Origin of the sequence: Neisseria mucosa, from assembly GCA_003028315.1 — a bacterium.
In the GTDB taxonomy this organism is placed as follows: domain Bacteria; phylum Pseudomonadota; class Gammaproteobacteria; order Burkholderiales; family Neisseriaceae; genus Neisseria; species Neisseria mucosa.
The window spans coordinates 2,012,077-2,032,703 of record CP028150.1; the positions used below are offsets into that span (position 1 = coordinate 2,012,077).

Here is a 20,627-nt window from a genome sequence, read left to right on the forward strand (position 1 = left end):
CGGCAAAGCCTTAATCAATATATTCGGTGATGACTGGATCAGTCAGTAAGCTTTTTATTTGAAGTTCTTCAAATGATAGAGTCAAGCCTCACGAGCAATTAGTATGGGTTAGCTTCACGCGTTACCGCGCTTCCACACCCCACCTATCAACGTCCTGGTCTCGAACGACTCTTTAGTGCGGTTAAACCGCAAGGGAAGTCTCATCTTCAGGCGAGTTTCGCGCTTAGATGCTTTCAGCGCTTATCTCTTCCGAACTTAGCTACCCGGCTATGCAACTGGCGTTACAACCGGTACACCAGAGGTTCGTCCACTCCGGTCCTCTCGTACTAGGAGCAGCCCCCGTCAAACTTCCAACGCCCACTGCAGATAGGGACCAAACTGTCTCACGACGTTTTAAACCCAGCTCACGTACCACTTTAAATGGCGAACAGCCATACCCTTGGGACCGACTACAGCCCCAGGATGTGATGAGCCGACATCGAGGTGCCAAACTCCGCCGTCGATATGAACTCTTGGGCGGAATCAGCCTGTTATCCCCGGAGTACCTTTTATCCGTTGAGCGATGGCCCTTCCATACAGAACCACCGGATCACTATGTCCTGCTTTCGCACCTGCTCGACTTGTCGGTCTCGCAGTTAAGCTACCTTTTGCCATTGCACTATCAGTCCGATTTCCGACCGGACCTAGGTAACCTTCGAACTCCTCCGTTACTCTTTGGGAGGAGACCGCCCCAGTCAAACTGCCTACCATGCACGGTCCCCGACCCGGATTACGGGTCTGGGTTAGAACCTCAAAGACACCAGGGTGGTATTTCAAGGACGGCTCCACAGAGACTGGCGTCTCTGCTTCAAAGCCTCCCACCTATCCTACACAAGTGACTTCAAAGTCCAATGCAAAGCTACAGTAAAGGTTCACGGGGTCTTTCCGTCTAGCAGCGGGTAGATTGCATCTTCACAACCACTTCAACTTCGCTGAGTCTCGGGAGGAGACAGTGTGGCCATCGTTACGCCATTCGTGCGGGTCGGAACTTACCCGACAAGGAATTTCGCTACCTTAGGACCGTTATAGTTACGGCCGCCGTTTACTGGGGCTTCGATCCGATGCTCTCACATCTTCAATTAACCTTCCAGCACCGGGCAGGCGTCACACCCTATACGTCCACTTTCGTGTTAGCAGAGTGCTGTGTTTTTAATAAACAGTCGCAGCCACCTATTCTCTGCGACCCTCCGAGGCTTACGGAGCAAGTCCTTAACCTTAGAGGGCATACCTTCTCCCGAAGTTACGGTATCAATTTGCCGAGTTCCTTCTCCCGAGTTCTCTCAAGCGCCTTAGAATTCTCATCCTGCCCACCTGTGTCGGTTTGCGGTACGGTTCGATTCAAACTGAAGCTTAGTGGCTTTTCCTGGAAGCGTGGTATCGGTTACTTCATGTCCGTAGACACTCGTCGTCACTTCTCGGTGTTAAGAAGACCCGGATTTGCCTAAGTCTTCCACCTACCGGCTTAAACAAGCTATTCCAACAGCTTGCTAACCTAACCTTCTCCGTCCCCACATCGCATTTGAATCAAGTACAGGAATATTAACCTGTTTCCCATCGACTACGCATTTCTGCCTCGCCTTAGGGGCCGACTCACCCTACGCCGATGAACGTTGCGTAGGAAACCTTGGGCTTTCGGCGAGCGGGCTTTTCACCCGCTTTATCGCTACTCATGTCAACATTCGCACTTCTGATACCTCCAGCACACTTTACAATGCACCTTCATCGGCCTACAGAACGCTCCCCTACCATGCCAGTAAACTGGCATCCGCAGCTTCGGTTATAGATTTGAGCCCCGTTACATCTTCCGCGCAGGACGACTCGACCAGTGAGCTATTACGCTTTCTTTAAATGATGGCTGCTTCTAAGCCAACATCCTGGCTGTCTGGGCCTTCCCACTTCGTTTACCACTTAATCTATCATTTGGGACCTTAGCTGGCGGTCTGGGTTGTTTCCCTCTTGACAACGGACGTTAGCACCCGCTGTCTGTCTCCCGAGGAACCACTTGATGGTATTCTTAGTTTGCCATGGGTTGGTAAGTTGCAATAACCCCCTAGCCATAACAGTGCTTTACCCCCATCAGTGTCTTGCTCGAGGCACTACCTAAATAGTTTTCGGGGAGAACCAGCTATCTCCGAGTTTGTTTAGCCTTTCACCCCTATCCACAGCTCATCCCCGCATTTTGCAACATGCGTGGGTTCGGTCCTCCAGTACCTGTTACGGCACCTTCAACCTGGCCATGGATAGATCACTCGGTTTCGGGTCTACACCCAGCAACTGTTCGCCCTATTAAGACTCGGTTTCCCTACGCCTCCCCTATTCGGTTAAGCTCGCTACTGAATGTAAGTCGTTGACCCATTATACAAAAGGTACGCAGTCACACCACATGGGTGCTCCCACTGTTTGTATGCATCAGGTTTCAGGTTCTATTTCACTCCCCTCCCGGGGTTCTTTTCGCCTTTCCCTCACGGTACTGGTTCACTATCGGTCGATGATGAGTATTTAGCCTTGGAGGATGGTCCCCCCATATTCAGACAGGATTTCACGTGTCCCGCCCTACTTTTCGTACGCTTAGTACCACCGTTGAGATTTCGAATACGGGACTATCACCCACTATGGTCAAGCTTCCCAGCTTGTTCTTCTATCTCGACAGTTATTACGTACAGGCTCCTCCGCGTTCGCTCGCCACTACTTGCGGAATCTCGGTTGATTTCTTTTCCTCCGGGTACTTAGATGGTTCAGTTCTCCGGGTTCGCTTCTCTAAGTCTATGTATTCAACTTAGGATACTGCACAGAATGCAGTGGGTTTCCCCATTCGGACATCGCGGGATCATAGCTTTATTGCCAGCTCCCCCACGCTTTTCGCAGGCTTACACGTCCTTCGTCGCCTATCATCGCCAAGGCATCCACCTGATGCACTTATTCACTTGACTCTATCATTTCAAGAACTTCTCTGACTTTGCCTGACATTCCGTTGACTAGAATATCAAACTTGAATTTCCTACTCTGATAAAGCTTACTGCTTGTTGTGTCTTAATCCCGCCTTTTGTCTTTCGGGATTAAGTCGATACAATCATCACCCAAATACTGTACCTGTTTTTCTTTTCCTGTTCAGGAGACAACTGACCGTTTGCAATCGGTCAATCATCAAAAACAGACACATTGTCTTTGTTTGTTGATTTCGGCTTTCCAATTTGTTAAAGATCGATGCGTTCAATATTGCTATTTACTTCGCAAATCAAAATGAGCTGATTATTATAGCAGCCTTTCTTTTTCCGTCAAACTAATTCGTCAGCAGACTTCTCTTTAGAAAAAAAGAAAGCAGTCACACTGCCTTTTTAACTCGCTTTGATTTGGAAAGTATTGGTGGAGGCAAACGGGATCGAACCGATGACCCCCTGCTTGCAAAGCAGGTGCTCTACCAACTGAGCTATGCCCCCGTTCTTGGTGGGTCTGGGAGGACTTGAACCTCCGACCCCACGCTTATCAAGCGTGTGCTCTAACCAGCTGAGCTACAAACCCGGATTCTCTTCTTAAGCGAACCTTGTCTTCACTCAAGCATTTTTCCGCATCTTCTACAGTTTACCGATAAGTGTGAATGCGACAACCTCTTCTTTCTCTAGAAAGGAGGTGATCCAGCCGCAGGTTCCCCTACGGCTACCTTGTTACGACTTCACCCCAGTCATGAAGCATACCGTGGTAAGCGGGCTCCTTGCGGTTACCCTACCTACTTCTGGTATCCCCCACTCCCATGGTGTGACGGGCGGTGTGTACAAGACCCGGGAACGTATTCACCGCAGTATGCTGACCTGCGATTACTAGCGATTCCGACTTCATGCACTCGAGTTGCAGAGTGCAATCCGGACTACGATCGGTTTTGTGAGATTGGCTCCACCTCGCGGCTTGGCTACCCTCTGTACCGACCATTGTATGACGTGTGAAGCCCTGGTCATAAGGGCCATGAGGACTTGACGTCATCCCCACCTTCCTCCGGCTTGTCACCGGCAGTCTCATTAGAGTGCCCAACTTAATGATGGCAACTAATGACAAGGGTTGCGCTCGTTGCGGGACTTAACCCAACATCTCACGACACGAGCTGACGACAGCCATGCAGCACCTGTGTTACGGCTCCCGAAGGCACTCCTCCGTCTCTGGAGGATTCCGTACATGTCAAGACCAGGTAAGGTTCTTCGCGTTGCATCGAATTAATCCACATCATCCACCGCTTGTGCGGGTCCCCGTCAATTCCTTTGAGTTTTAATCTTGCGACCGTACTCCCCAGGCGGTCGATTTCACGCGTTAGCTTCGCTACTAAGCAGTCATGCTGCCCAACAGCTAATCGACATCGTTTAGGGCGTGGACTACCAGGGTATCTAATCCTGTTTGCTACCCACGCTTTCGGGCATGAACGTCAGTGTTATCCCAGGAGGCTGCCTTCGCCATCGGTATTCCTCCACATCTCTACGCATTTCACTGCTACACGTGGAATTCTACCTCCCTCTGACACACTCTAGTCACCCAGTTCAGAACGCAGTTCCCAGGTTGAGCCCGGGGATTTCACATCCTGCTTAAGTAACCGTCTGCGCCCGCTTTACGCCCAGTAATTCCGATTAACGCTCGCACCCTACGTATTACCGCGGCTGCTGGCACGTAGTTAGCCGGTGCTTATTCTTCAGGTACCGTCATCAGACAGGGGTATTAACCCCGCCCTTTTCTTCCCTGACAAAAGTCCTTTACAACCCGAAGGCCTTCTTCAGACACGCGGCATGGCTGGATCAGGCTTGCGCCCATTGTCCAAAATTCCCCACTGCTGCCTCCCGTAGGAGTCTGGGCCGTGTCTCAGTCCCAGTGTGGCGGATCATCCTCTCAGACCCGCTACTGATCGTCGCCTTGGTAGGCCTTTACCCCACCAACTAGCTAATCAGATATCGGCCGCTCAAACAGCGCAAGGCCAAATGGTCCCCTGCTTTCTTCCTCAGAATATATGCGGTATTAGCTAATCTTTCGATTAGTTATCCCCCACTGCTCGGTACGTTCCGATATGTTACTCACCCGTTCGCCACTCGCCACCCAAGAAGCAAGCTTCTCTGTGCTGCCGTCCGACTTGCATGTGTAAAGCATGCCGCCAGCGTTCAATCTGAGCCAGGATCAAACTCTTATGTTCAATCTCTAACTTTTTAACTTCTGGTCTGCTTCAAAGAAACCAACAGGACAATGTCTAAAACATCATCTTGTCTGTCTTTCAAACAGTGTGAGGCTGTCGCACTCACACTTATCGGTAATCTGTTTTGTTAAAGAGCGAAAACGAATTATAAAGCATTTCATCTCATTGTCAATCAAAACTTTTCTCAAAACCTCGAAAAATCAGACTAACTGTGATATACTTACCTGTTCGTTCAATCACCGCCGAAGCAGCGAAGAACCGAACTATACCCCTCCCCTCAAAAACCGTCAACTCCTAAACCGCAAAAAATTCCACAAAACCTAACAACAACCTGAAATACAAAGACTTTTATTTCAAAATATTCTCAAACCAAACTCAATCAACAGCAAAGGTCGTCTGAAATCCCTTTCAGACGACCTTTGTTAATCTAAATACGCCATTATCCGAATAACTCTCACCTTAACGCTGCAGCAAGATTTCCAATACAAACTTGCTTCCTACATAAGCGAACATTAGGCTGACAAACCCGATGATTGTCCAAACGGCTGCTTTTTTACCTCGCCATGCCGTCATACTGTGCTTAAGCAGCAACGCACCGTAAATTATCCATGAGAGAATGCCGAATACGGTTTTATGGGTAAATGTAACGGGTTTACCGAATACAGCCTCTGCAAAAAATGTCCCGCTGACAACCGAATAGGTTAATAAGATAAAACCTACCCACATCCCCTGGAACATGAGCTTTTCCAAACTCAGTAAAGACGGCAGAAAACCGGACAAACTGGAAACACGTCGCCTATGCAGGTTACGGTTGAGCAGCAAAATCAAAACGGCAAACAAGGTCACAATACCGAATAAACCGTATGCCAGCAGCGATGTACCAATATGCGACATAAACGGCAAATCATTGATTTGGTAACCGACATATTTCCCAGGGAACAGTGCACCCAATAATAAGGTAAACGCTGCACATGGATACAAAAGCAACTGCAATCCGCGCAGACGATAGAAAAAACTACCAACGAAATACACCAGCAGCATCAACCATACAATCAAACTGATGGAATACCCAAAGCCCATAATCAAAATCTTGTCTTGAATGACAGGCATAAGCAATACAGCACCGTGCATGGTCAGCGCAGCACCCAAAACAGCCAACTCGGCTTTTAGAGGATAATCTTTAATCTCTCGGGTCTTGTGGTTGAACCAAACGAATATACCCAATCCGGCATACACCAGTATCAGGCAAATCAGGATAGTCGGCATAACAAACTTTCTTGGCGCGCATACATAACCGCACGCGATAGTGTAAAATAATCTCGATTTTATTTTAGCAAAGAATGCCCCGAACAGGGCAGCTATTATCATTACCAAGGACAAGCATGTTAGACAACTTAACCAACCGCTTTAGTAAAGTTTTCAAAAATATCCGCGGTCAAGCAAAACTGACAGAAGACAACATCAAAGAGGCGCTGCGGGAAGTCCGCCTTGCCCTGCTCGAAGCGGACGTAGCCCTGCCCGTCGTAAAAGAATTTGTCAACAACGTCAAAGAAAAAGCCCTCGGGCAGGAAGTTGCCGGCAGCCTGACCCCTGATCAAGCCTTTATCGGCGTCGTCAACCAAGCCCTGATCGAATTGATGGGCAAGGAAAATTCCTCTTTGGACTTGGCAGCTGTACCGCCTGCTGTCGTCTTAATGGCAGGTCTGCAAGGTGCCGGTAAAACCACCACCGTCGGCAAACTCGCCCGCCTGCTAAAAAACGAACAGAAGAAAAAAGTCTTGGTCGTTTCAGCCGACGTGTACCGCCCTGCCGCTATCGAACAGTTGCGCCTTTTGGCTGAGCAAGTCGGCATTGACTTCTTCCCTTCCGACTCCAATCAGAAACCTGTCGAAATTGCCACTGCTGCGATTGATTATGCAAAAAAACACTTTTACGACGTCTTGATGGTCGATACCGCCGGACGCTTGGCGATTGACGAAGAGATGATGAATGAAATCAAAGCGCTGCACGCAGCCGTCAATCCCGTCGAAACCTTATTCGTCGTCGATGCCATGTTAGGTCAAGACGCTGTAAACACCGCACAAGCATTCAACGAAGCCCTTCCGCTGACCGGTGTCATCCTGACCAAAATGGACGGCGATTCGCGTGGCGGTGCAGCATTGTCTGTGCGCCACGTTACCGGAAAACCCATCAAATTCATCGGTATCGGTGAAAAAATCACAGGACTCGAACCCTTCTACCCAGACCGCATAGCCAGCCGTATTCTCGGTATGGGCGACGTGTTGAGCCTGATTGAAGATGTCCAAAAAGGCATAGACGAAGAAGCCGCCGCTAAAATGGCGAAAAAGCTGCAAAAAGGCAAAGGCTTCGACCTCAATGACTTTAAAGAACAAATCCAGCAAATGCGCAATATGGGCGGACTGGAAAGCCTGATGTCAAAAATGCCGGGCGAACTGGGTCAGATTTCCAAACAAATTCCCGAAGGCACGGCAGAAAAAGCCATGGGTAAAGTCGAAGCCATCATCAACTCCATGACGCCCAAAGAACGTGCCAACCCAACCCTGCTCAAAGCCAGCCGCAAACGCCGCATTGCCGCAGGCGCCGGCACCAGCGTAGAGGAAGTCAACAAAATGCTCAAACAGTTTGAACAATCGCAACAAGTCATGAAAATGTTCAGCGGAAAAGGACTGGGCAAACTGATGCGTATGGCAAAAGGCATGAAGGGTATGAAAGGAATGTTCCCCGGAATGTAATTGGCAGGAAATCTAAGAGAGAGGTCGTCTGAAAACTGAAATTGGGTTTTCAGACGACCTCTTCATATTGAGATTCTAGTCAGTCAAAAGCATGGCCATCTACTATTATAAAAAATAATAGTCAGCCCCTAACTGTAAAGTGCAACCGCCTTTACCCATGCAAGCACCTCCCGAGACAGTTTGCGCAAATAATTTACCGTCGAATCACCGCACGCCCCTGAAGCATACAATTCAACAGTTTTACCCTGCCAATAACGCTTGGCAAGCCAAGAGGCACGCGCAAGATGAAAAGCATCGCTGACAATGATGATTTCGTTCGCATCCCGTAGCTTCGGTACACTCAGCACAATATTTTCATATGTACTTTCCGAATGTTCTTCCAATCGTATTTTTTCGGACGGTACGCCCATTTCCACGGCCATATCGCGCATAGTTTGAGCTTCATTGCTGCCGTCCCCGTCCGTTCCTCCACTCATCAGCAATTCGCCCACCTTACCTTGCCGATACAGCCTGACACCAGCTTCAACCCGCGAGCGCAAACAAGGATTCGGTTTTCCTCTGCGGTTAACAGCATTACCCAAGACAACAGCAATATCGGCAGAAGACAGGGTTCCAGACGACCTTTTTTCCACATTGACTGCGCATAGATGCAGCCAGCTCAAAACAGCACACCATACCAAAAGACAAACGATGCACAATATCCAATACTTTTGCATTAATACTCCGGTGGATTTTGACCTTTGGGCATCATAGCATAATCTCTTTCACCATCTTCCAAGGTTTCAGACGACCCCTTAGCCGCCAATTACTTATTGCATCCCTCCCCTTCCATCTTTATAATGCGCACACTCTTACGGGAGTAGCCATCTGATTTTCACTGACAATCAGAGCCGTTATCAACATAATTGACCGAGTTCGACAAAGATCAGTCATGGTGGCGGCATCTTCCTGACAACAGGAAGACAGGCAAGACGTAAGCGTTGTCCATACCCTTGCGGGCGGTATGTGCAACGCTTTTTGTTTTTGCCCGCTTCGGTTGAGTATCTTATGGAAGCATTTTTCTCTTCAATACTGGGCGTTGCCATTGCCGAAATCGGCGATAAAACGCAACTGCTCGCCCTTTTCCTTGCCGCACGTTTCGCCCAGAAAAATGCGGTAGTCTCCGGCATCTTCATTGCCACTTTACTGAATCATTTGGTCTCCGCATTTGTCGGTGTATGGCTGGCGGAAACCGTTTCCCCCGATACCGTCAAATGGGCGGTCGGCATCAGCTTCATCATGGTCGGCTTGTGGCTGCTTTTGCCTGATAAAGATGAAAATCTCGACAGCCGTTGGCTTAAATATGGCGCGTTTGGAGCGACGGTTTTCCTGTTTTTCATGGCGGAAATCGGCGACAAAACCCAAATCGCCACAGTCTTGCTGGCGGCAAAATACCAATCCTTATCCATGGTCGTACTCGGCAGCGTTGCCGGATTGATGTTGGCAACCGTCCCCGTGGTTTATCTGGGCGATATGCTGATGAAAAAAATCCCCGCCAAAGCCGTACGGATTTCCGCCTGCGTACTGTTTTGCGTATTGGGCGTCATCACTTTGGCCGGCGGTGATATTATGTTGAAATAGGTCGTCTGAAATGTGGGAAATCTTATTTCGACATCCGGATTTTGTTGCCATTAACAAGCCGCAAGGCGTATCCGTACATCAGGAAGAGGGCGAAGTCAGCCTGACGCAGACGCTGGCGGCGCAACTCGGCCTTAAGCAGGTTTGGCTGCTGCACCGCTTGGACAAGCTGACCAGCGGCGTGCTGCTGTTTGCCCTGAACCCGCAAAGCGCGTCGGCGCTGGCGCAGCAGTTTGCCGCCAAAACCATGCGTAAAACTTATTTGGCGCTGGCAACGGACAAGCCGTCTAAGAAGCAAGGTTGGATCAAAGGTGATATGGAAAAATCGCGGCGCGGCACATGGAAACTGATGCGCAGTATGGAAAATCCCGCCGTGACCGAGTTTAACAGCCATAGTTTAGAACCCGGCTTGCGCCTGTTCGTCCTGCATCCGCATACGGGCAAAACCCATCAACTCCGTGTCGCCATGAAAAGTTTGGGCAGTCCGATTTTGGGCGATACGCTCTACAGCGGGAAGCCTGCATCGAGGATGTTCCTCCACGCTTGGAAAATCAAATTCGACTATCAAGGTCAGATGTTTGAAATTGTCGCGCCTTTGAGTGAGGAATGGCCGCCATTGGATTTCATTCATGAATAAATCCAAAATATCTGACAAGGTTTCGTGTATCGCATCAGCTAATCGAAAATAAAAAAACCGCTAAGAAAGCGGACAGTAAGGGAAACACCTTTTCAAAGTTGAAAATAATACGGGCGGCGTGGTTTTCTTTCCAACGGTGTAGATTGTCGGTATGCCAGCGGCGGGCGATTGATTCAAAGGTATTTAAAGCGGCGGCTTGCCGTTCGCGTTTTTCCTGTTGCTTGGCTTCGCTGGGGTCTTGCCCCGATACAAGCAAACGGCGGGCGTTTTCAGCGGCTTGGCGGGCTTCTACCAGTGATATGGTCGGATATTTGCCGATAGTAAATGTTTTCTCTTTTGCCGTTATGCGAAAAGTCAAACCGCCATAACTTCCCGCCGCTCGTATTGATATACAGATACAAGCCCTTGCCGTCATTCAGCTTAAACGGTTTTTCGGCAGGCTTGGCGTTTTTGATTTGTCGGTCGTTCAGCTTCATTTTTACGGTATTTTTTCGAGGTATTTTTCAGATACCGCAAAAGATACCGTAAATTTTAGGTTACTTCAATTAGGCTGAATTAGACGGAATTATACAATCAGGAAGAAGACAATAGGATGGCAATCAGTCTGAAAGCCTTGTATTTATTAGGTTTGGTTGATGGCATTAGACAGGATTAAACGAAAAAAAAACGCCTAGAATTTCTAAGCGTTTTTGTGTGTTGGTGCCGACAGCGAGATTTGAACTCGCACAGCCTACGGCCACTACCCCCTCAAGATAGCGTGTCTACCAATTTCACCATGTCGGCATTTTGAAAACTTTTATTTCTGCTGCTGAGGAGCGGGTGCAGCAGGTGCGGGTTGGTTTTCAGCGGGAGCGGCAGGTTTAGGAGCCTGCTGGGTTTGTTTCACATTGCTGAAGTCCAAACCGTGTTTGTTTGTATGGGTATGGATATAAACCATTGCCATGCAGGTTGCGAAGAAGAAAGTCGCAGCGATGGCGGTTGCGCGGCTCAGGAAGTTTGCGTTGCCTGCAGAACCAAATACGCCCTGCGCGCTGCCGCTGCCTGACCCGAAGGTCGCGCCTGCGTCCGCGCCTTTGCCGTGTTGCAGCAATACTAACACAACCACTGACAAAGCGGAAATAATATTAATAATCCAGATAAGGGTTTTAAAGGCTTCCATATGTTTTCTACGAGGCTTGCGCTGCGTTGATGATGGCGGTAAATGAGTCATACGATAATGACGCGCCGCCAACCAATGCGCCGTCTACATGAGGTACTGCGAAGATGTCGGCTGCATTGTCTGCTTTCACACTTCCGCCGTAAAGAACGCGGATTTTAACATCGCTTCCGCACAAAGACAAGATTTCTTTGTAGATGAATGCGTGCATGTCGGCAATTTGTTCTACGGTGGCGACTTTGCCGGTGCCGATTGCCCATACCGGCTCGTAGGCGACGGCGATGTTTTTGGTGTTCAGTCCATGCAATACGGAGAGTTGGTGGGCGATGACTTCGTGTTCTTTGCCGGCTTCGCGCTCTTCGAGGCTTTCGCCGACGCACAATAGGGGAATGAGGCCTACGTTGAGGACGTTTTCCATTTTGCGGCGTTGGATTTCGTTTTTCTCGCCGAAATAGAGGCTTCGTTCGGAGTGTCCGATGAGGACGATGTCTGTGCCGATGTCGGCGAGCATTTCTGCGGAAACTTCGCCTGTGTAGGCGCCGTTGTTGGGGAAGCGGCTGACGTCTTGGGCGCAGGTGAGAATGCGGTTGTTGAGGACAATCTGCATGGCGTTGTGCAGTTGCAACAGGTAAACGGTCGGGGCGGCGAGGCCGATGAGGACGCGTTCGGCGGTGGGCATGATGCGGAAGCGGTGCATGAGTGCGTTGTTGTTTTGGAGTCGGCCGTTCATTTTCCAGTTGCCGATGACCCATTTTTGATCCCACATTCCGATTTGGTGATACATCTTTTTTGCTCCGTGTTGTGTTTCTTTGGCTGTACGCTGTGTGTAGCGTGATGTAACGTGAAGTTTAGTGGATATGCGACGGGTTAGCAACTTGAAACGGGATGCCCGGGGTCGTCTGAAATGCTGTTTCAGACGACCTGTTTTATAATAACTGTTTGATATACACATATATAGGACATGGCTATGCACGCGCTTCATTTTTCGGCTTCGGACAAGGCCGCGCTTTATCGGGAGGTGTTGCCGCAGATTGAGTCTGTGGTGGCGGACGAGACGGATTGGGTGGCGAATTTGGCGAACACGGCGGCGGTTTTGAAGGAAGCGTTCGGCTGGTTTTGGGTGGGTTTTTATTTGGTTGATACGCGCGCGGACGAATTGGTTTTGGCGCCGTTTCAGGGGCCTTTGGCGTGTACGCGGATTCCGTTCGGGCGCGGGGTGTGCGGTCAGGCTTGGACAAAGGGCGAGACGATGGTCGTCGAGGATGTGAATGCGCATCCCGACCATATTGCCTGTTCGTCTTTGTCGCGTTCGGAAATTGTGGTTCCGCTGTTTTCAGACGACCTCTGTATCGGCGTGTTGGACGTGGACAGCGAACATCTGGCGCAGTTTGATGAAACGGATGCTTTGTATTTGGGCGAACTGGCAAAGATTTTGGAGAAGCGGTTTAAGGCTTCGCGTCAGGCGGCTTGAGACCGAAAAAACGGGCGGGCGGCGCGCGCTGAAGTTGGCGCGGCGGGAGTGTGGTTTTATAATGTCTGCCATTGCTAAAACAATTATTTAACGGAGCACAAAATGGATTTTGAAAAAGCGCGGTTCAATATGGTCGAACAGCAAATCCGTCCGTGGGATGTATTGGATTTTGACGTTTTGGACGCGTTGGAGGAAATTCCGCGCGAGCGTTTCGTGAGCGAGTCTTTGCAGGGTTTGGCGTATGCCGACATGGAGCTGCCGCTTGCCAACGGACATAAGATGCTCGAGCCGAAAATCGTAGCGCGGTTGGCGCAGGGTTTGAAACTGACGCAAACCGATACGGTTTTGGAAATCGGCACGGGTTCGGGCTATGCGACCGCGCTTTTGGCGAAACTGGCGGGTAAAGTGGTTTCAGACGACCTCGATGCCGAGCAGCAAAACCGCGCCAAAGCAGTGTTGGACGGCTTGGCTTTGGACAATATCGATTATGTGCAAAACAACGGGCTGACCGAGCCTTCCGCGGGCGCGCCGTTTGATGCGGTTTACGTCGGCGGCGCGGTGGACCGCGTGCCTGACGTATTGAAAGAACAGTTGAAAGACGGCGGCCGCATGGCGGTCATCGTCGGCCGCCGGCCGGTACAGCGCGCGCTGCTGATTACGCGCAAGGGCGGCGAATTTGAAGAAAAAGTCCTGTTCGACACGCTGGTCGCGCATTTGGACGACAAAGAAAACCGTCCTTTCGGCGATTTCGATTTTTAAACTTTTTTGAAATCAAAGGTCGTCTGAAAACCAGCCGGACATGGCGAAACGTTTTCAGACGACCTTTCATCGTTTCCATCATTTCACACACACAATATCATGACGATCCCTCAACTCACCCCGCTGCAACTGCAACAATGGCAGAACGAAGGCCGCGCGTTCCATCTGCTGGACGTGCGCACCGACGAGGAAACCGCCGTCTGCGCCCTGCCTGACTCCATCCATATCCCGATGAACCTGATTCCGCTGCGCCAAAACGAGCTGCCCGACGACGATTTGCCGATTGTCGTTTACTGCCACCACGGCATCCGCAGCCTGCATACGGCGATGTATCTAGCGGACGCGGGTTTCGAAAATCTGTTTAACCTGCAAGGCGGGATTGATGCTTGGGCTTTGCAGGTGGATGGGACGATGGCGAGATATTGATATAGTGGATTAACTTTAAACCAGTACGGCGTTGCCTCGCCTTGCCGTACTATCTGTACTGTCTGCGGCTTCGTCGCCTTGTCCTGATTTAAATTTAATCCACTATAACGCCAAAAGGTTGTCTGAAAACCTTGATTCAGGTTTTTCAGACGACCTTTTTTCATATTCCCGCTTCAATAATGCGGCGGAATTTCATCACGCAGGCTGTAAGGTTCGCGCTCTCCGCTTGCGCCTTTGTCCTGCATTTTCTGATAAAGCAGCCTCAACTGCGCCTGCTGCAAATCCAGCGTCTGCTGCATTTTCGCCACCGTATCGTTCAGGCTGCCGATTAAGTCTTCCTGAAGCGCGGTTTGGATTTCCAGCTCGGTGATGCGGTGTTCCAATTCGTCCATTTCGCTCATTTACAGCACCATCGCAGCAATCCAGCCCGCAATCATCAGCGGGATATTGTAGTGGATAAAGGTTGGGATGACCGAGTCGCGGATGTGGTCGTGTTGTCCGTCGGCGTTCAAACCCATGGTCGGGCCGAGCGTCGAGTCGGACGCGGGCGAACCGGCATCACCCAATGCCCCCGCCGTACCGACTATGGCGACGGTTGCCAGCGGCGAGAAGCCGAGGCTGATACACAGCGGCACATAAATCGCGGTAATAATCGGCAAGGTGGAGAAAGAAGAGCCGATGCCCATGGTGACCAACAATCCGACAAACAACATGGCAAATGCCGCCATGCCTTTATTGCTGCCGAAAAGCTGCATACTGTGTTCGACCAGCGGTTTGATTTCGCCTGTCGCGGTCATGACTGCCGCAAAGCCTTGCGCCGCAATCATGATGAAACCGACCATCGCCATCATTTTGATGCCTTCGCCGAACACATCGCTGGCAGCGTCGCGGTTCATCACGCCGAGCATCATAAAGACGGCAAAACCCAGCATCGCGCCCAACACCAGCGAATCTTCATACATCAACTGAATCGCAAAGCACACGCCGATTGCCACTGCCGCCACCAGACTGCGGTAAGCCGAAGGCTGGGGCTGTTCGGATGCTTCGCGGTTGTCTTCCGTATCGACGGTATTGGTTTGATAAATGCGTGATTTGCGGTAGTGGACAAACGCCGCCAGCAGCCCCGCCACCATACCCAGCGCAGGAATCGCCATCGCATGCATGACGCTGATGCCTTTTACGTCCATACCCGCAGATTTGATGTTGCCCAAGAGAATGTCGTTCAAGAAAATCGCGCCGAAGCCGTAAGGCAGGAACATATAAGTCGTCACCAAACCGAACGTAATCACACACGCCACCAGGCGGCGGTCGACTTTCAAACGGTTAAACACCAGCAAAAGTGGCGGAATAATCATCGGAATAAACGCGATATGGATAGGCACGACGTTTTGACTCATGATGCCCATCGCCAAAATAATCAGCAACAGCGTCCATTTCACCGAACTTTCGCCTTTCGCGGCATCCTGACTGTTGTTGAGTTTGCGGATAATGCCGCCCGCAAGCTGCTGCGGCAGCCCCGAATAGGTAATCGCCATCGCGAACGCACCGAGCATCGCATAAGACAAAGAAATCCGCGCGCCGCCCTTCAAACCTTCGTTAAACACGGGAATAATCCCCGACTGCGTTACATTGCCCGCCGTATCCACGATGTTTTCCAGCGGCATTCCCGCCACCAGTCCGCCGACGAACGCACCGACAGTCAGGCTCAATACGACGTGTACCCGCGATAGCGACAACACGAGCATAACGATTACTGCAACCACTACGGCATTCATGCCTTTTCTCCGTTTCAGACGACCTGTCGGCCATCTATTTATATATTAAAAGAAACATCATAACCTAACATGATTTAACACGCTAGGGCAAACCACCTTTCAGACGACCCGCCCTACCCCGCTGCTCCAAATATAGTCAATTAAAAATAAAATAGTACAATACTCAACTTTGAAGGTTTAACCATGGCATACTCTGCGGACTTAAGAAACAAAGCTTTAAACTATTACGAACAATGCAAAAACATCAGCCAAACCGCAGCAACATTTAACTTGTCAAGAAACACGCTTTACCTGTGGATTCGCCTTAAAAAACAAACAGGCAGCCTAAAACATCAAGTCACCGGTCTAAATGCCGTCAAATTGGATAGGCAAAAACTGGCTCAATATGTTGGGCAACACCCGGATGCCTATCTGCATGAAATCGCCAAACATTTTGATTGTACGCCAGCCGCCGTTTGCTATGCACTCAAACAGATGGGAATGACGCGCAAAAAAAGACCACCACTTACAAAGAACAAGATCCGGCCAAAGTAACGCATTATTTGACACAGCTGGCCGAATTTTCCGACTACCAACGTGTTTATTTGGATGAAACAGGATTTGACCGCTACCTGTTCCGTCCCTATGCCCGCAGCCCGAAAGGGCAAATAGTGAAAGCGCAGATAAGTGGAAAAAGATACCGACGCTTATCTCTGGTGTCCGCACAAGTCGGCAACCGGCTGATTGCTCCGATGGTTTATCAAAATACGATGACCGGAGTCTTTTTTGAAGCGTGGTTTCAGCAATGCCTACTGCCCGCATTGACTCAAAAATCGGTGATTATTTTAGATAATGCACGATTTCACCGTATGGGTGTTTTACGGGAAATGGCGGAAAAATGGGGACATAAGGTATTGCCTCTTGCACCTTATTCACCTGAGCTCAACCCGATTGAGAAGGTGTGGGCAAATATTAAGCGGTATCTGCGAACCGTATTGTCTGATTACGCCCGATTTGACGATGCGCTACTGTCCTATTTTGATTTTAATTAACTATAAAAGGTCGTCTGAAAACAAGTGAAACAAGTTTTCAGACGACCTTGGGTGGGTTTTGGGTTTCAACAACCGCGTGCGTGCGTACCGTACACACCTACACCCGATGCCCGGTTTCGCGTGCTATTCAGGTAGGGTACGTGGCTCAAGGCACGCACGCGGTTTCGGTTGGGTAGATTGGATTTTCGAATCCAACGGCTTTTGAGATGGCAGCCTTTTGTTAGATACAAATATTCAGTCTGTAGATTGCTGTTGATGTCTTTATTTCAGGTTAGCATTTCTACATCAACAACTTGATTTGCAGCTAGAGGGTTTATTAAATTTATGGTTTGTGCATTCATAACTTGTGCAATTTTTAGATTTACTTTTTCTTCTAGTTAAAACAAATTGGGTCTCACTGTTTATATTATAAGTATCTATAATATTTTTAATTACTCTCTCAACTTCCTTTTTCTCAACATCTGAATAACTACTAAGGGTAAAACGGGCATTTCTAATATATAGTGGATTAAATTTAAATCAGGACAAGGCGATGAAGCCGCAGACAGTACAGATAGTACGGCAAGGCGAGGCAACACCGTACTGGTTTAAATTTAATCCACTATAAAAACGATTTGCAAGATTTGGAGCTAACTTTCTAAAATCAGGACCACCTTCCTCTAAAAGGACAAATTGTTTGAACTTGAGTATATCCCCACGCCCATTTTTTCCAATTCTGATCGGATTTATACCAATCCAAGTTACCTTACCTGAGATTCCTTCATCTCCTTCCCAAGGATGTATAGATCCTATACCGATAACAGCATCATAGTGCCAGTTTCTTATAGCCCCCATACAATCACTCTCCCCAAATACTCCATTTTCACTAGGATCGCCTGTATGAGTACGTTTATATACCAATACCTTCATTTATTAGTCTCCTTTTAAGACTTGAAACCATCTTAGGAATAGCATAGAGATACTTAATTTATGAGCTCTCAATGCGCCTCTTCCCAATTCATCCCCACGCCAACCTCAGCCACCAGCGGCACGTTCAACATCCCTTCGTCCACTTTTGCCATCATCTGCGGCAGTTTTTCTTTCACTGAATCCAGCTCGGCTTCGGGTACTTCCAGCACTAGTTCGTCATGCACCTGCATAATCAGCTTGCTTTTCAGGTCTTCTGAAACCAGCCAGCGGGACACGTCTATCATGGCGCGTTTGATGAGGTCGGAGGCGGTGCCTTGCATGGGGGCGTTGATAGCGGCGCGTTCGGCTCCGGCGCGGGCGTTGGCGTTTTTGTTGCGGATGTCGGGCAGGTAGAGGCGGCGGCCGAACAGGGTTTCGACGAAGCCTTGGGCGGCGGCTTGTTCTTTGGTGCGCTGCATGTATTCGGCGACGCCGGGGTAGCGGGCGAAGTAGCGGTCGATGAAGGTTTTGGCGGACAGGTTGTCTATGCCCAGCGATTTGGCGAGGCCGTATTGGCCCATGCCGTAAATCAGGCCGAAGTTGATGGTTTTGGCGTAGCGGCGTTGTTCGGGCGAGACGTTTTCGGGGGCGATGCCGAATACTTCGGCGGCGGTGCGGCGGTGTACGTCTTCGCCGTTTTGGAACGCGGCGATGAGGGTTTTGTCGCCGGAGAGGTGCGCCATGATGCGCAGCTCGATTTGGGAATAGTCGGCGGAAACGATGACGCTGCCTTGCGGTGCGGTGAAGGCGCGGCGTACGCGGCGGCCTTCGGCGGTGCGGATGGGGATGTTTTGCAGGTTGGGGTTGTTGCTGGCAAGGCGGCCGGTAATGGCGACGGCTTGGGCGTAGGTGGTATGCACGCGGCCGTCTTTGGGGGAAATCATTTCGGGCAGTTTGTCGGTGTAGGTGGATTTGAGTTTCGCCAGGCTGCGGTTTTGCAGGATGATTTTGGGCAGGGGGTAGTCGGGCGCGAGCTGTTCGAGCACGGCTTCGTTGGTGGAAATGCCGCCTTTGGCGGTTTTTTTCAGTCCTTTGGTGGGAATGCCCATTTTGTCGAACAGGATTTCTTGAAGCTGTTTGGGCGAGTTGAGGTTGAACGGCTGACCTGCGGCGGCGTAGGCTTCTTGTTCGAGCTTCATCAGCTCGGCACCGAGTTCTGCGCTTTGGCGGGCGAGTTCGGCGCGGTCGATTTGTACACCGTTGCGTTCCATTTCAAACAATACCTGCGCAACGGGTAGCTCCATTTTTTCATACATTTCAAGCTGTTTGGCGTCCATTTGCGCGCGCAGGTGCGCTTCGAGGCGCAGGGCGAAATCGGCGTCTTGGGCGGCGTATTCGGTCGCCTGCCCGATGGCGACGTCGGCAAAACCGATTTGTTTCGCGCCTTTGCCGCACAGCGATTCGTAGGTAATGGTTTCCAAGCCCAGCCAGCGTTCGGACAATTCGTCCAGGCCATGTCCGAGATGGCTCTCGATGATATAGGAAGCGAGCATGGCGTCGCCGGCAATACCGTTCAGGGCGATGCCGTAGTTGGCGAAAACGTGTTGGTCGTATTTGAGGTTTTGCCCGATTTTTTTCAGGGCAGGGTTTTCCAAATGCGGTTTCAGACGACCTAATACGTCTTGCAAATCAAGCTGTTCGGGCGCGGCGGTCAGGCTGTGTCCTACGGGGATGTAAACTGCTTCGCCTGCTTGAAACGCAATACTGATGCCGACCAGCGCGGCGTTCATCGCGTCTAGGGAGGTGGTTTCCGTATCGATGCCGATTGTGTCCACCTGCGACAGTTTGTCCAACAAAGCGGCAAACTGCGCTTCGGTGGTAACGGCTTGATAATCCAGTTTTTCGGGGGCGGGGGCATGTTCTATGATTTTTTCAGACGACGTTTCCATGTCCAACGCCGCCTGTTCGCCTATCGTATCGCTGCCAAACAAATCGCCGTCCGCCGCTTCGTGCATACGGCTTTCCGCTTCTTTTAGCCAAGTGCGGAAGCCCCAGCGTTTGAAATCGACCGCAAGCTGCGACCATTTCGGCGAAGTGCGGCGCAGGCTTTCGAGGCCGTCTGAAAGCTCGGTGTGCAAGTCCACATCGGTTTTAATCGTCACCAAATCATACGACAGCGGCAGTTGGGGCAGCGCGGCTTGCAGGTTTTCGCCGACCTTGCCCTTGATTTCCGCAGCGTGTTCCATTACACCAGCCAACGAGCCGTAGGCTTCCAGCCACTTCACCGCCGTTTTCGGGCCGCACTTCTCCACGCCCGGCACGTTGTCCACCTTGTCGCCCATCAGCGCGAGATAATCGCGGATTTGGTCGGGGCGCACGCCGAATTTCTCCTTCACGCCTTCAATGTCCAGCGTTTCGCCGCTCATCGTGTTCACCAGCGTAACGCGCTCGTTCACCAGCTGCGCCATGTCCTTATCGCCGGTGGACACCACCACATTCCAACCCGCTTCGCCTGCCATCGCCGCCAGCGTGCCGATAACGTCGTCCGCTTCCACTTGCGGAATCACCAGCACCGGCCAGCCCATCAGCCGCACCAAATCCGGCAAAGCTTCCGCCTGCGGGCGCAAATCGTCCGGCATCGGCGGGCGCGTCGCCTTGTAGTCGGGGAACATCTCGTGGCGGAAATTCTTGCCCTTCGCATCAAACACCACCGCGCAATAATCGTGCACATAATCTGCCCGCAGCCGGCGTAACATGTTCAATACGCCATAAAGCGCACCCGTCGGCGCACCGTCAGGCGCGGACAACTGTGCCATCGCGTGATAAGCGCGGTAAAGATAAGAAGAGCCGTCAACGAGGAGGAGAGTGGGTTTGAACATGGTGAACCTGCTTGAAATGAGTGAAAAATAGATGG

At 50.5% G+C, this 20,627-nt stretch carries 16 protein-coding genes, 3 tRNA genes, 2 rRNA genes and 2 pseudogenes; 8 read left to right on the forward strand and 15 right to left on the reverse strand.

Going from position 1 to position 20,627, the window contains the following annotated elements:
- Window positions 1–75: 75 nt before the first annotated feature.
- The 4 genes from NM96_10065 to NM96_10080 form a co-directional block, all read right to left on the reverse strand.
- Window positions 76–2,973 (reverse strand): 23S ribosomal RNA (locus NM96_10065).
- Between the two features lie 427 nt (window positions 2,974–3,400).
- Window positions 3,401–3,476: transfer RNA gene (locus tag NM96_10070), tRNA-Ala, on the reverse strand.
- A gap of 5 nt (window positions 3,477–3,481) precedes the next feature.
- Window positions 3,482–3,558, reverse strand: a tRNA-Ile gene (locus tag NM96_10075).
- Window positions 3,559–3,657: 99 nt separating this feature from the next.
- Window positions 3,658–5,203: ribosomal RNA gene (locus tag NM96_10080) — 16S ribosomal RNA — on the reverse strand.
- The 16S and 23S rRNA genes sit together here with 2 tRNA genes alongside, the layout of an rRNA operon.
- 84 nt (window positions 5,204–5,287) lie before the next feature.
- Here NM96_10080 and NM96_10085 point away from each other — a divergent pair.
- Window positions 5,288–5,524, forward strand: coding sequence for a hypothetical protein (locus tag NM96_10085; protein ID AVR79614.1), 237 nt, complete (start codon window positions 5,288–5,290; stop codon window positions 5,522–5,524).
- A gap of 135 nt (window positions 5,525–5,659) precedes the next feature.
- On the opposite strand, the gene NM96_10090 is transcribed toward NM96_10085, so the two are convergent.
- Window positions 5,660–6,466, reverse strand: a complete 807-nt coding sequence (locus NM96_10090; GenBank protein ID AVR79615.1) for an inner membrane protein YpjD — start codon at window positions 6,464–6,466, stop codon at window positions 5,660–5,662.
- 116 nt (window positions 6,467–6,582) lie between these two features.
- Between NM96_10090 and NM96_10095 the strand changes: the two genes are divergently transcribed.
- Complete coding sequence (locus tag NM96_10095) at window positions 6,583–7,953, forward strand: signal recognition particle protein (protein AVR79616.1); 1,371 nt, start codon at window positions 6,583–6,585, stop codon at window positions 7,951–7,953.
- A gap of 128 nt (window positions 7,954–8,081) precedes the next feature.
- On the opposite strand, the gene NM96_10100 is transcribed toward NM96_10095, so the two are convergent.
- A complete protein-coding gene (locus NM96_10100; protein ID AVR79617.1) occupies window positions 8,082–8,669 on the reverse strand; it encodes a YdcF family protein in 588 nt (195 codons plus the stop codon).
- 331 nt (window positions 8,670–9,000) lie between these two features.
- Here NM96_10100 and NM96_10105 point away from each other — a divergent pair, with 331 nt between their 5' ends.
- Together NM96_10105 and NM96_10110 are read left to right on the forward strand one after the other, a co-directional pair.
- Window positions 9,001–9,573, forward strand: a complete 573-nt coding sequence (locus NM96_10105; GenBank protein AVR79618.1) for a hypothetical protein — start codon at window positions 9,001–9,003, stop codon at window positions 9,571–9,573.
- Between the two features lie 10 nt (window positions 9,574–9,583).
- Window positions 9,584–10,207, forward strand: coding sequence for a TIGR01621 family pseudouridine synthase (locus NM96_10110; protein ID AVR79619.1), 624 nt, complete (start codon window positions 9,584–9,586; stop codon window positions 10,205–10,207).
- A gap of 34 nt (window positions 10,208–10,241) precedes the next feature.
- On the opposite strand, the pseudogene NM96_10115 reads toward NM96_10110, so the two are convergent.
- From NM96_10115 to NM96_10130, 4 genes and pseudogenes are all read right to left on the reverse strand, one after another.
- Window positions 10,242–10,683 (reverse strand): annotated as a pseudogene (locus NM96_10115) (integrase).
- A 221-nt stretch (window positions 10,684–10,904) separates the two neighbouring features.
- Window positions 10,905–10,990, reverse strand: a tRNA-Leu gene (locus NM96_10120).
- 13 nt (window positions 10,991–11,003) lie between these two features.
- The gene (locus NM96_10125; protein ID AVR79620.1) at window positions 11,004–11,366 is read right to left on the reverse strand and encodes a preprotein translocase subunit SecG; all 363 of its coding nucleotides are present in this window, start codon (window positions 11,364–11,366) and stop codon (window positions 11,004–11,006) included.
- A gap of 7 nt (window positions 11,367–11,373) precedes the next feature.
- Window positions 11,374–12,147 carry a triose-phosphate isomerase gene (locus tag NM96_10130; protein ID AVR79621.1) on the reverse strand — a complete coding sequence of 258 codons (774 nt, stop codon included), beginning with the start codon at window positions 12,145–12,147 and terminating at the stop codon, window positions 11,374–11,376.
- Between the two features lie 183 nt (window positions 12,148–12,330).
- On the opposite strand from NM96_10130, the gene NM96_10135 reads away from it, so the two are divergent.
- The 3 genes from NM96_10135 (at window position 12,331) to NM96_10145 (ending at window position 14,019) form a co-directional block, all read left to right on the forward strand.
- Complete coding sequence (locus NM96_10135; GenBank protein AVR79622.1) at window positions 12,331–12,834, forward strand: diguanylate cyclase; 504 nt, start codon at window positions 12,331–12,333, stop codon at window positions 12,832–12,834.
- A 102-nt stretch (window positions 12,835–12,936) separates the two neighbouring features.
- Complete coding sequence (locus NM96_10140) at window positions 12,937–13,593, forward strand: protein-L-isoaspartate O-methyltransferase (GenBank protein ID AVR79623.1); 657 nt, start codon at window positions 12,937–12,939, stop codon at window positions 13,591–13,593.
- Between the two features lie 99 nt (window positions 13,594–13,692).
- The gene (locus NM96_10145) at window positions 13,693–14,019 is read left to right on the forward strand and encodes a sulfurtransferase (protein AVR79624.1); all 327 of its coding nucleotides are present in this window, start codon (window positions 13,693–13,695) and stop codon (window positions 14,017–14,019) included.
- Between the two features lie 2 nt (window positions 14,020–14,021).
- Here NM96_10145 and NM96_10150 read toward each other — a convergent pair.
- The 3 genes and pseudogenes from NM96_10150 to NM96_10160 form a co-directional block, all read right to left on the reverse strand.
- Window positions 14,022–14,183 (reverse strand): annotated as a pseudogene (locus NM96_10150) (transposase).
- 9 nt (window positions 14,184–14,192) lie between these two features.
- A complete protein-coding gene (locus tag NM96_10155) occupies window positions 14,193–14,420 on the reverse strand; it encodes a hypothetical protein (protein AVR79625.1) in 228 nt (75 codons plus the stop codon).
- Entirely contained in the window at window positions 14,421–15,794 is a 1,374-nt protein-coding gene (locus NM96_10160) for a sodium:proton antiporter (protein ID AVR79626.1), read from the reverse strand.
- A 183-nt stretch (window positions 15,795–15,977) separates the two neighbouring features.
- Between NM96_10160 and NM96_10165 the strand changes: the two genes are divergently transcribed.
- A protein-coding gene (locus NM96_10165; protein AVR79627.1) for an IS630 family transposase occupies window positions 15,978–16,825 on the forward strand; the annotation gives its coding sequence in 2 pieces (ribosomal slippage) (window positions 15,978–16,293 and window positions 16,293–16,825; 849 coding nt in all).
- Between the two features lie 519 nt (window positions 16,826–17,344).
- On the opposite strand, the gene NM96_10170 is transcribed toward NM96_10165, so the two are convergent.
- Together NM96_10170 and NM96_10175 are read right to left on the reverse strand one after the other, a co-directional pair.
- The gene (locus NM96_10170) at window positions 17,345–17,734 is read right to left on the reverse strand and encodes a hypothetical protein (GenBank protein ID AVR79628.1); all 390 of its coding nucleotides are present in this window, start codon (window positions 17,732–17,734) and stop codon (window positions 17,345–17,347) included.
- A 68-nt stretch (window positions 17,735–17,802) separates the two neighbouring features.
- On the reverse strand, window positions 17,803–20,592 hold the full coding sequence (locus NM96_10175; protein AVR79629.1) for a DNA polymerase I: 2,790 nt from the start codon (window positions 20,590–20,592) through the stop codon (window positions 17,803–17,805).
- Window positions 20,593–20,627: the final 35 nt, after the last annotated feature.

Bases quoted from the DNA above. Each gene is read 5' to 3' on its own strand.
- NM96_10155 (AVR79625.1), bottom strand. From the start codon at position 14,420: ATGAGCGAAATGGACGAATTGGAACACCGCATCACCGAGCTGGAAATC.
- NM96_10145 (AVR79624.1), top strand. From the start codon at position 13,693: ATGACGATCCCTCAACTCACCCCGCTGCAACTGCAACAATGGCAGAAC.
- NM96_10175 (AVR79629.1), bottom strand. From the start codon at position 20,592: ATGTTCAAACCCACTCTCCTCCTCGTTGACGGCTCTTCTTATCTTTAC.
- NM96_10095 (AVR79616.1), top strand. From the start codon at position 6,583: ATGTTAGACAACTTAACCAACCGCTTTAGTAAAGTTTTCAAAAATATC.
- NM96_10105 (AVR79618.1), top strand. From the start codon at position 9,001: ATGGAAGCATTTTTCTCTTCAATACTGGGCGTTGCCATTGCCGAAATC.
- NM96_10135 (AVR79622.1), top strand. From the start codon at position 12,331: ATGCACGCGCTTCATTTTTCGGCTTCGGACAAGGCCGCGCTTTATCGG.
- NM96_10170 (AVR79628.1), bottom strand. From the start codon at position 17,734: ATGAAGGTATTGGTATATAAACGTACTCATACAGGCGATCCTAGTGAA.
- NM96_10140 (AVR79623.1), top strand. From the start codon at position 12,937: ATGGATTTTGAAAAAGCGCGGTTCAATATGGTCGAACAGCAAATCCGT.
- NM96_10090 (AVR79615.1), bottom strand. From the start codon at position 6,466: ATGCCGACTATCCTGATTTGCCTGATACTGGTGTATGCCGGATTGGGT.
- NM96_10110 (AVR79619.1), top strand. From the start codon at position 9,584: ATGTGGGAAATCTTATTTCGACATCCGGATTTTGTTGCCATTAACAAG.
- NM96_10125 (AVR79620.1), bottom strand. From the start codon at position 11,366: ATGGAAGCCTTTAAAACCCTTATCTGGATTATTAATATTATTTCCGCT.
- NM96_10130 (AVR79621.1), bottom strand. From the start codon at position 12,147: ATGTATCACCAAATCGGAATGTGGGATCAAAAATGGGTCATCGGCAAC.
- NM96_10160 (AVR79626.1), bottom strand. From the start codon at position 15,794: ATGAATGCCGTAGTGGTTGCAGTAATCGTTATGCTCGTGTTGTCGCTA.
- NM96_10100 (AVR79617.1), bottom strand. From the start codon at position 8,669: ATGCAAAAGTATTGGATATTGTGCATCGTTTGTCTTTTGGTATGGTGT.